The following is a 779-nucleotide window of genomic DNA, read 5'->3' on the forward strand; positions in this document are numbered from 1 at the left end:
AGATTCATCAAAGAATCTTGAATCTTTATTGACTTTGTTAATTTTTAATTGAGATACAGGTAAAATAGAACAACAGATTAATTCCGGCGTATAGTCTCTGAAGATCCCCAAAAAATTCAAATCTAATGGGTTTCCTGCTGATTGTGTTTGATATAATGTATAATTATCAAACAGTTTCCAGCAAATAGCCGAATTTAAAGCCGGCAGAATAAGTTTACCGGCTAATACAGGTAAAGATAGAAGTAATAAAACTGCTGTAATTAATACAGCCCATACAAATAGAGGCATTTTGTGGAATGACATTCCAGGAGCTCTCATATTTAAAATAGTAGTAATGAAGTTCATTGCTCCTAACATAGAAGAAATACCAGATAAATGAAGACTAAAGATCGCTAAATCTACAGATCCACCAGAATGAGAAGCAATACCTGATAATGGAGGATAACATTAATGTTGATAACCTCAAACCCTTATCTGTTGGATATGGGGTTCTATCGTTATACTCAATAGCTCTCGCTATTGTTCGGACTATACCTTCAACCTAAGACTTAGAAATCCACAATGTGTTATCCGCTCTAACCTTTCTTAATTCTCGTAATACTTTTTGAACTTTTACAAGTTGAGAATAGTCTCCTTTGTGTTTATTAAATGATCTAGACCAAATTCTGTATTCAACACCTTTCATACCTTTTATAGTATTAAAGAAGTATTTTGATACATTACTGATTGCTCTAGAATTAGTAGTATCAATCATATAATGGTTATATTTTTCTTTGTAT

The 779-nt window shown here is 32.0% G+C and carries 1 protein-coding gene and 1 pseudogene; both read right to left on the reverse strand.

Translation table 11 applies throughout. The features are described from left to right. A pseudogene (locus tag ACYVPE_RS39900) lies at positions 1 to 432 on the reverse strand (cbb3-type cytochrome c oxidase subunit I); the annotation flags it as partial. 109 nt (positions 433 to 541) lie between these two features. Next, on the reverse strand, positions 542 to 779 hold a 238-nt coding region (locus ACYVPE_RS39905; protein ID WP_461038741.1), incomplete at its 5' end, for a hypothetical protein.

Source organism: Streptomyces mayteni (assembly GCF_054783955.1).